The sequence below is a fragment of the Microbacterium sp. genome, assembly GCF_036566905.1.
Taxonomy (GTDB): Bacteria; Actinomycetota; Actinomycetes; order Actinomycetales; family Microbacteriaceae; genus Microbacterium.
On the sequence record NZ_DATCVK010000105.1, the window covers coordinates 1 to 8,122 of the forward strand.

Here is an 8,122-nt window from a genome sequence, read left to right on the forward strand (position 1 = left end):
CGAGCTGCCCGCGAACATCGTGGCGCGGCGCGCTGCGGGGGCCGCCGGCAGCGCGGGCGTAGTGATCGCGATCGGCGCCCTGATCGACGGCATCCCGGAGTCGATCGTGATGGGGTTGTCGGTCCTGCAGGGTGGGATCAGCATCCCCATCGTCGCGGCGATCGCGATCAGCAACATCCCCGAGGGCCTGGGGTCGACGGCGGCTCTGAAGCGCGGCGGCCGTCACGGCCGGTTCGTCGCTCTGCTGTGGCTCGGGATCGCCCTCGTGACGGTGGTTGCTTCGGTTTCCGGCTATGTGCTGTTCCAGTCGGCGTCCCCGGATCTCATCGCGCTGATCACGACGATCGCCGCCGGCGGCCTGCTGGCCATGGTCTGCAACACGATGATTCCCGAGGCGTTCGACGAGCAGCATGCGCTCACGGGTCTATGGGCGACGATCGGATTCCTCGGCGCCTTCCTCCTCCACGAGCTCGCCTGAGTCGGCAAGGCGCCGGAACGGCCGATGGACGTCGAAGCGCCGGCGACGACCGATAGACGTCGACAAGGGCAGGGCCCGATTCGCACGGGAACCCCGTCTGCGGACCGTTCGCCGCCGACCAGACCGCGCCGCCGCGAGCCGGGAGCGCGTGCTCAGGGTCAGAACGGCGCGTCGTGCACGCCTGCTCGATCGCGGACGAGGACACCTTCGCCGCCCCCGACCCTGAAGGTGGGCACCCTGCGTTCCGGCGCCACGACGTACCGCCGCCCAGTGGGCGAGGTCCACTCGACAGCCCCGCCGCTGCCGTCGATCTGCTGCACGTCCCAGCCGCCGTGATGCTTGACGGTGTGATGGCCTTTGCAGAGTGGCGCGAGGTTGTCGAGGCTCGTCTCGCCGTCGTCGCGACTCCATGCCACCTGGTGGTCGACCTCGCATCGCGAGGCGGGCATGCCGCATCCCGGTCCCATGCAGCGATCCGCTCGCCACTTCACCAGCTTTCGCAGGGCCGGCGGCGGCGAATACTGTTCACGCCCCACGGAAAGGACCATGCCGGTCTCGGGATGACTGAGAACCCGCATCCACTTCGCGTCACCGCCGCACAGCTCGCGCGCTCGCGAGAGCGGGATCGGTCCGACGCCTTCGACAACCGGAGCATCTCCCGTTGTACCCGCGTTCGCATTCAGAAGCGACAGCGCCGGGACCGTCACGACCACCGACGCCCGGATACCGGACGCCGTGGCGGGAACATGCGCGGTCGTGCCGTCGATGAGCAAGTCGGAGACGACATCGGCGCGGATCTGGTCCAGCGTGCGCGTCTCGCCCTCCGTGGCTTTGATCGCTTTCGCCATCGCCGCGGCTCGGCCGTAGATCGCCTGCAGCTCCACGAAGGGCGCGTGCAGGAGCAGAAGGCCCATACCGTCGCTACCGGCTTCGACCGCGAGCCGGCGATCGGCGACCGCTGACGCGTATCGCTCCTCGAGCGTCTTGGCTTCGACCTGGCCGATGAGATCGCGCAGACGGCGCCGAAAGGTTCCGACCGACTCTGCCTCGGCCAGCGCCACCGCGCGGTCGACGATGTCGGCACGCAGCTCGGGCATCACCGGGTCCAGGAGGTCGACGAGGATCTCGGCGTGCTTCTCCGTGATCCGCGCCTTGCCGAGAGCATCCAACGCGCCGGAGTAGCGGTTCACCAGGGCATCGGCCTGCAGAAGGAGACGGCCCGCCGCGTATTCGGTGATACGCATGGCGGCGGACAGCTCGAGTCGGATGGAGCGCTCCGCCACCTCGATCGCGCCGTTGCCAAGACCGACGATGAGCGCGAGTTCTTCGCGACGCAGCGCCTCGATCCGGCGAAGTCGCTCCGCTGCGAATACCGACAGCATGGTCGCGGTCTCCAGCACCAGGTCCACAGCATCCGGCACCGGCGGGATGAGGTCGTCGACATCGTCCTCCCAGCGCGCCGCCACTTCGCGGGGTGCTGCCGACGGAGGGTGAGTCATGCGACCAGTTTAGAACATAGTTTCGAAGAATGCAACGTACATTCGAGTGGGCTTCGCCGCAGCCGGGGCTCGAGGCGCCGTCCATCCGCGCGATTTACGGTGCATCCCGCTCGCGCGGGATTGACGGTGCATCCCACTCGGCCGCTCCGGGGTGGACAGGCATCCGCAACGCCTCCCGATCCACGGCGTCGACGAGCTGCTTTCGGACTCGAGCGTGTCGTTCTGGCTCACAGCGAAAGGGCGCCGGCGCACGCCACGACGCGCCGATCCATCGCGTCGCCGCCACTCGAAGCGGGCATCCTGTCCCACGCCGCGCTCACCCGAGCGGAACCACCCCAGCATCCGCCGACACAGGCACCCGCCGCGCCCGCAGCGCCGTCGCGGCACCGACGATCACCGCCCCCACCGCCGCCCAGATCAGCACCCGGTAGTCGACGAAGACGAGCAACCCGGCGCCGATGATCGATACGAGCGTCTGCGGCAGGTTGACGAGGACGTTCGCGGCGGCGCCGGTGCGTCCCTGCAGCGCGTCCGGCGTCATGCGTTGGCGGAGCGTCGAGAATGCGACGACCGTGATCGGGATGCCGATGCCCATCACGAGCATCCCCGCTCCGCCCAGCACGACCGAGTCGAACGCGAACGGGACGCTGCCCGCCGCGACGAGCATGAGACCCAGCGCAGCCGCCCTCCCCTCGCCCCAGCGAGTGACGATCGTCGCCGACAGGATGCCGCCGAGCACCGCCCCCGCCCCCTGGATGGGCACCAGCACGCCGATCGCGACGGGGTCCGCGTGCATCGCATCCAGCGCCGGGAAGACCACGATGTTGAGCAGCCCGGTCGCCCCGAAGCCGATCGCCGCGGCGATCGTCACGACGCGCAGGCTCTGCGGGGCGAAGAGCTGCTCGAACCCTGCGACCAGTTCCCGGAAGTATCCGCGCTGCACCCCACGCTCAGGCGCCTCCGCTCCCACCGGCAGCCCCGCCACGATGATCGCCGCCACAGCGAAGCACGCCGCCGTGAGCACGATCACCGCGGGTGCACCCAGCCACACGTACAGCGCGGTGCCGATGAGCGGCGAGACGAGCCGCAGCCCGTTGTCGATGGTGGACAGCACGCCGTTGCCCGATGCGAGCTGGTCGTCGCGCAGCATCGCCCGGATGATCCCCGATTGCGCCGACGCGGTGACGTAGCCCGCGGCGCTGTAGACGAACACGACCGCGTAGACGAGCCAGAGCTGACCGGCACCCGACACCAGCAGCAGCGACAGCACGACAGGCGCGAGCGCGACGTTGTTGATCACGAGCAGCCGGCGGCGCGGCATCCGGTCCGCCATCATCCCGATGAACGGCGCCAGGATCGCCGGAAGCCCCAGCGCCACGAACACGAACCCTGCCGCCACGTCCGATCCCGTGAGCTCCTTCACCCACACGGCGACCATCAGGAACAGCGCGCTGTCGCCGAGGTTGGTGGCCACCCATCCTGCAGCGAGGCGCGGGAACCCCCGTGCAGACCAGGCGATGGGCCGACGGATGCCGCGCCGCTCGGCCGCGGCCGTCACCGCCGCTCCTCGGGCTCGGGGTTCACGACGGCGAAGTACCGGGAGTAGCGCGCCCCCGGCGGGCGTTTCGACGGATCGGTGTGGCGGCCGGCGAATCGGTCCGTGAGGTTCTGCACGTCGCGGCTGAACTCCGCGAGCTCCTCGGCCGTCGCCCAGAACGACGAGCGGGTGAACGTTGTCGCCTGCACCCACTCGTCGGGCTCCCGATCGATGCGCGAGAACCAGTCCATCGCACGGAGGAACTCCGACTCGAGCCCGAGGGATGCCACCGCCTGCACGGCGAACAGCGACCCCGGAACCTCCGGATCCGGCCGCATGTCGAAGTCGGCGACCCGAACCCGCCACGGCTTCTCGCGCCCGCGCCGCTCGGCACGCTCGATGTAGCCGTACTTCTCCAGCATCCGCAGGTGGAACGAGCAGCTCGCCGGCGATTCCCCCAGCGCCTCGGCGCACTCCGTCGCCGTCGCCTCGGCGACATCGCCCAGGTGGTCGAGCAGCGCGATCCGCACCGGATGCGCGAGCGCCCGGATGCGCTCCGGGTCGGTGATGCGCTCGCGTCGCGCCGAGCGCGGGAACGGCCGATCGGGGGTGCTCATGCCGGCAACGATAGATTCTAAAGAACTCTTTCGCAAGACTTCTTTAGCATACCGAGCGGATGCAGCGCCCTGCGCAGACGCGGCATCCGCTCGACGGTCAGCACGGGGCGGTCATGGCTGCGCTCACGGCGACGGCGCCGCCGCGCGATCGCCGGCGGCCGGTTGTCGCGGTGATGGTGCTCGGCAGCGCGACGTGCGCGTCAGTCCCTCTCCACGGGAACCTGCAGTTCGGTGATCCAGTCCGACTGCGGGATATCGGGCTCGGCGACGAGATAGACCTCGCGGCACGGGCCGACCATGCGGTAGCCGTCGTCGATGAGGCCGTTCATCAGGAGACTGTACGACTCGCCGATGCTGGGCATGTCGCCGCGGTGCGTGACGACCGCGGCGAGCGGCACGGCGGGGAGCTCCACGACGTCGTAGCCCTCCCCCGGCTGCGGCACGTCGTCGGCGGTGAACGAGACGTGCACGCCGAGCTCCTCCGAGCCCTCGACGTCTTCGTACCAGAAGATGCCGGGCTCGATCAGATCGCGTCCCGCGGCACGCAGGGCCCCGGTCAGGCGGCCCAGCAGCGGGTCGATGACCGGCGACACGTTCTCGGGACCCGCCCCCGGCGCGCGCCCCTCGACGGCGTAGACGGTGACAGGGTCGATGGGGCGGTATTCGATGGGTGCGGACATGGCGTCCACGTCTCCTTCCATAGCGCGGAGGCGCTCGCCGATCAGGGCGATCCGTGCGGTGTCGACGGCGACGGATGCCTCGAGCTCGGCGCCTCGGCGGACGAGGAGCGCGTGCAGCGCCTCCCGCTCGTCGTCGGCCCCGAGCACCACTGCGATGTCGTCCAGCCCGCAGCCCAGCTGACGCAGCTCGACGATGCGCAGCAGGTCGCGGAGCTGCCCCGTCTCGTAGTACCGGTAACCGCTGCGGCCGTCGACCCTCGCGGGCTGCAGCAGCCCGATCGCGTCGTAGTGCCGCAGCATCCGCACGCTCACGCGCCCGAAGGCGGCGAACTCTCCGATGGTGTACATGGTGGAGCCCATGCTCGACCCTGACACAGCGTGAGAGTCAACAGGAACGGCGGATCAGGCGGATGCCGACCAGGCCTGTCCCTCAGTGGGGCCGTCGGCGTCGACCACGAGTCCGTGGAGGGTCTCGAGCGCCGCGGTGACCTCGTCGAGGCGGCCCTCGACCGCGAGTTCGCGGATGCGGACCGACGGACGGTGCAGCAGCACCCCGGCGAGGTGGCGCAGCGCAGCCTCGGTCTCGTCGCCGGCGCCGCGTGCGCGTGCGCGGGCGATCTCCTGCTCGACGATGCCCAGCACCTCTGTGCGCAGGGTCGTGATCGCCGGCCCGGCAAGGCGGTCGGCGTGGAACTCGGTCGCCGCATCGCCGACGATCGCCCGCGCGTCGGCGTGCGCGCTGAACTCCTGCAGCGGAGCGTGCAGGCGGATGGTCTCGAGGTCGAGCAGCTCGACGGCTTCGACGGCGCCGACGGCGGGGTCGACGTTGCGCGGAAGACCCAGGTCGATCACGAGCACGCGGTGGCCCGGCACGAACGCATCGGCGTGCACCACGGCGTCGGCGGTGCAGGTGATGACGACGTCGGCCTCGGCCGCGGCGGCGGCGAAGTCCGACACCGGGATGAGCCCGTGCTGCGTCGCGAACGCCTGCGCGCGACCCGATGGAGAGAAGACGTGGATGTCGCCGGCGCCGCGGGCGCGCAGCGCGTCGACGGTGCGCGCGGCGTAGCGTCCCGTGCCGACGAGCACGACGCGGGCGGCGGCCCAGTCGGCGACGCGGCTGGAGGCGAGTTCGAGGGCGAGGCGAACGAGCGAACGGTGCGCGCCGCGCAGCTGCGTGCGGTTGCGCACGCCGCGGCTCGTGTGAGTGGCCTTCTGGAACAGGCGCTCCAGCTCGCTGCTGGTCATGCCGTCCGCGCGGGCGGCATCGAGGGCACGGCGCACCTGGCCCGAGATCTCGTCTTCGCCGACGACCATCGACTCGAGGCCGCTGGTGACGGCGAAAAGGTGGGCGGCGGCATCCGCTCCCTGGTGCACCGCGACAGACGCACGCAGCAGGTCGACAGAGACGCCGGATGCCTCGGCCATCGCCTCGACGACCGACTCGACTGCGACGGCCTCGCCGCCCGTGAGCGGCTCGTCGATGTCGAGATACGCCTCGAACCGGTTGCACGTCGCGAGCACGACGGCACCGGAGACGAAGAGCTCGTCATCCACGAGAGCGCGCGTCGCCGTGGGGGCTCCCACAGAGAGACGCTCCAGGATGTCGAGGCTCGCGTTCCGGTGGTTCGCGGTCAGACAGAGGAGCACGACTCTAATCTTAACGTGTGTCTTTGCATGACTCTCACCCTTCCGTTCTTCAGAGAAACGATCCCCCTCCGCTGATACGTGCGTATCGCGGTGAGCGGCCGACCAGGACGCCGGTGTGGTTCATGCGCCAGGCGGGGCGCTCCCTGCCCGAATATCGCGAGCTGCGGGTGGGCACCGACATGCTCGACGCCTGCTTGAACCCCGAGCTCGCCAGCGAGATCACGCTCCAGCCGGTGCGTCGCCACGGCGTCGACGCGGGCATCTTCTTCAGTGACATCGTGATCCCGGTGCGCCTGTCGGGCGTCGATGTGCGCATCGTCGCGGGGCGCGGCCCGGTTCTCGAGAACCCGGTGAGGACGGCGGCGGATGTCGCGGCCCTGCCTCCGCTCGACCCCGAAGCTCTCGCACCCATCCGTGAAGCGGTCGCCCTCACGGTCGCCGAGCTGGGCTCGACGCCGCTCATCGGCTTCGCCGGCGCGCCCTACACGCTCGCGTCGTACCTCGTCGAGGGAGGACCGTCGAAGGAGCAGCTCAAGACCCGCGCGCTCATGCACTCCGACCCCGAGACCTGGTCGGCGCTGCTGACGTGGTGCGCCGAGATCACCGGGGCATTCCTCGCCGCACAGATCGAGGCGGGCGCGTCCGCCGGGCAGCTCTTCGACTCGTGGGCGGGCTCGCTCAGCCTCTCCGACTACACGCGGCACGTCGCGCCCTTCTCGTCACGCGCCCTCGAGCCGGTGCGCGAGCTCGGCGTGCCGCTCGTGCACTTCGGCGTCGGAACCGGCGAGCTGCTCGCCGCCATGCGCGACGTCGGCGTGGACACGATCGGCGTCGACTGGCGCCTGCCGCTCGACGAGGCCGTCCGGCGCGTCGGTCCCGACGTGTCGGTGCAGGGAAACATCGACCCGGCGCTGCTGCGCGCCCCCTGGCCGGTGCTCGAAGCCCACATCGTCGACGTGCTGGAACGCGGCCGCGCGGCCCGCGCCCACGTGCTGAACCTCGGTCACGGCGTTCCGCCCGACACCGACCCGACCGTGCTCACGCGCGTCGTGGAGTTCGTCCACGCGCATGGCTGAATCCTCCGCAGGCGGGCGCTTCTCGGTCGTCGGCGGCGGCGTCGCGGGCCTGGTCGTCGCCCGCCGGCTCGCGGCGTCCGGCGCGGCGGTGACGCTGTTCGAGGCATCCGATCGCCTCGGCGGAACGGTCGCGCGGCACGAAGTCGGCGGGATCGGGCTGGATGCCGGGGCCGAGAGCTTCGCCGTCCGCGGCGGGGTCGTCGCGGCGCTGCTCGCGGATCTCGGCCTCGCCGACGACATCGTCGCTCCCGCACCCGGGCCCGCGTGGCTCCAGCCCGTGATCGGCGATGCGGTGCCGCTGCCGGCGACCGCGCTGCTCGGCATCCCGTCCGATCCGCTCGCCGACGACGTGGTGCGCGTGATCGGCCGCCCCGCGGCTGAGCGGGCGATCGAGCTCGACGCCCGACCACTGGGAGCAGTGCCGTCGACACTCGGCGCCCTCGTCCGCGAGCGCTACGGCGATGACCTGCTCGACCTCCTGGTCGCGCCCGTCGTGCACGGCGTCCACTCGCAGCATCCCGACGAGCTTCCCGTCGCCCGCGCGCATCCCGGGCTCCCCGACGCCCTCGCGAGCGCCGGGTCGCT

The 8,122-nt window shown here is 70.9% G+C and carries 8 protein-coding genes; 3 read left to right on the forward strand and 5 right to left on the reverse strand.

Annotated elements, in window-relative coordinates:
* The coding region (locus tag VIP82_RS07820) for a ZIP family metal transporter (RefSeq protein WP_414684635.1) at positions 1 to 478 on the forward strand (478 nt) is incomplete at its 5' end.
* Positions 479 to 636: 158 nt separating this feature from the next.
* Here VIP82_RS07820 and VIP82_RS07825 read toward each other — a convergent pair.
* The 5 genes from VIP82_RS07825 to VIP82_RS07845 all read right to left on the reverse strand — a co-directional run bounded on the left by VIP82_RS07825 (position 637) and on the right by VIP82_RS07845 (position 6,461).
* Positions 637 to 1,887, reverse strand: a complete 1,251-nt coding sequence (locus VIP82_RS07825; protein WP_331907340.1) for an HNH endonuclease — start codon at positions 1,885 to 1,887, stop codon at positions 637 to 639.
* A gap of 406 nt (positions 1,888 to 2,293) precedes the next feature.
* Positions 2,294 to 3,535 carry an MFS transporter gene (locus VIP82_RS07830; RefSeq protein WP_331907342.1) on the reverse strand — a complete coding sequence of 414 codons (1,242 nt, stop codon included), beginning with the start codon at positions 3,533 to 3,535 and terminating at the stop codon, positions 2,294 to 2,296.
* Positions 3,532 to 4,131: an ArsR/SmtB family transcription factor gene (locus VIP82_RS07835; RefSeq protein WP_331907344.1), complete on the reverse strand. Its 600-nt coding sequence runs from the start codon at positions 4,129 to 4,131 to the stop codon at positions 3,532 to 3,534. Before VIP82_RS07835 ends, VIP82_RS07830 begins: the two co-directional genes overlap by 4 nt.
* Positions 4,132 to 4,331: 200 nt before the next feature.
* Positions 4,332 to 5,171, reverse strand: coding sequence for a MerR family transcriptional regulator (locus tag VIP82_RS07840; RefSeq protein WP_331907346.1), 840 nt, complete (start codon positions 5,169 to 5,171; stop codon positions 4,332 to 4,334).
* Between the two features lie 42 nt (positions 5,172 to 5,213).
* Complete coding sequence (locus VIP82_RS07845) at positions 5,214 to 6,461, reverse strand: glutamyl-tRNA reductase (RefSeq protein ID WP_331907348.1); 1,248 nt, start codon at positions 6,459 to 6,461, stop codon at positions 5,214 to 5,216.
* Positions 6,462 to 6,478: 17 nt separating this feature from the next.
* Here VIP82_RS07845 and hemE point away from each other — a divergent pair, with 17 nt between their 5' ends.
* Both hemE and VIP82_RS07855 read left to right on the forward strand, forming a co-directional pair.
* A complete protein-coding gene (gene hemE, locus VIP82_RS07850) occupies positions 6,479 to 7,537 on the forward strand; it encodes a uroporphyrinogen decarboxylase (RefSeq protein ID WP_331907350.1) in 1,059 nt (352 codons plus the stop codon).
* A partial coding sequence (locus tag VIP82_RS07855; protein ID WP_331907352.1) for an FAD-dependent oxidoreductase occupies positions 7,530 to 8,122 on the forward strand: 593 nt, incomplete at its 3' end. The genes hemE and VIP82_RS07855, both read left to right, overlap by 8 nt.